Origin of the sequence: Bacillus sp. DNRA2 (assembly GCF_012843265.1) — a bacterium.
Taxonomy (GTDB): domain Bacteria; phylum Bacillota; class Bacilli; order Bacillales; family Cytobacillaceae; genus Bacillus_BU.
The window spans coordinates 1-1,256 of record NZ_JABAIT010000076.1; the positions used below are offsets into that span (position 1 = coordinate 1).

Genomic DNA, 1,256 nt, shown 5'->3' on the forward strand with positions numbered 1-1,256 from the left:
AAGGTAAAATTACAGGTTACAAAATTTCTGCATAATTAGAGAAAGTAAGGAATCGCAAGAAATCATGAGCAAGTGTCCAAACTTAGGGGGTTAGACCGATAGACGGAAAATCTCCGTTTATTTGGGCTATTTGAGCTTCCTCTTTATGCATTAGACGGAATTTCTCCGCTAATCAATCCACCATTTGAATGAATAGACTATGAAATTTTGATATAGTAAAGGTACAAAATTTATATTTTACAACGGATGGAAATAACGTATCTCTGAAGAAAATATGATTAAAAAGAGGTCTAATAATATGAAAGTGAAACTTAAAGATATAATCGAAGGAATTGAGATGCAGTCAGAGGAACTTCGGTCATTCTTTAATCTGAAAACAGGGGAAGTCGTTTATGTCCCTCTTGAGGCATTATCGATGGCTGAAGAGGGTGAGGAAGTTGAGAATTTATCTGATTGGCAACAAGATGATGTGGAAACTGCAATTGACATAATTGAAAATTTTGATGCGTATGTGTCACTCCCAACAAGTTTTGAAATTAATGAATATAAGATGATCGAAGGTTTTTGTTTTAGTCTTTCTGATAATAATAAAAGAGACATGTTACTCAATTCCATTAAAGGAAAAGGAGCATTTCGGCGTTTTAGAGATAATGTAAATCGATTAGGAATTGAAAGGCAATGGTATGAATATCGAGATAATTGCTATAAGGAAATTGCCAGGGAACTATGTGAAAGTAACAATATTGGCTATATAGATTGATATAATACTTTAAAGTATCATTTAAAGTACCAGGCACCACCCGAAAAATCTTGTTTCACAAAAATCTGTGTAACAAGAAAAATCGGGTGGTGCCTGGCACTTTTGTTGGGATGGCTAGCTAGTGGTTGCCATCCTGTTTTTTGGTTTGGTTTGTGGAATTGGTGTTTTTTGGATAAGTTTAGTGGTTGATTTTGCCTTGTTTGAGAAATAGACGGACAAATTCCGCTTAACTTGGGAAATACCCATATTTCCTTAATTTTAAGCGGAATTTTTCCGGTTAAGTTAGTAAAATCTTATAAATTTGTCCTATTTTGAGGGAATAGACGGAAAATCTCAGGCTGTTGAGAAAGTCTGTGTTTTTATCGAATTAACGCGTTAATGTGGTATAATAATTTACATATAGTAAATACCCGGAAGGCGTGACTACATTGCTAAATGGTACGAATTCGACTCAATCTAAAACAAGCCAGCTTGAACTAGTAGACATAGAATTATT

Annotated in this window: 1 protein-coding gene; it reads left to right on the forward strand. The window is 34.3% G+C overall.

Annotation, left to right across the window (positions count from 1 at the left end; genetic code table 11):
* The first annotated feature begins 298 nt into the window (after nucleotides 1-298).
* Nucleotides 299-760 (forward strand): UPF0158 family protein, encoded by a 462-nt coding sequence (locus HHO41_RS22005; RefSeq protein ID WP_169102742.1) that lies wholly within the window; start codon nucleotides 299-301, stop codon nucleotides 758-760.
* Nucleotides 761-1,256: the final 496 nt, after the last annotated feature.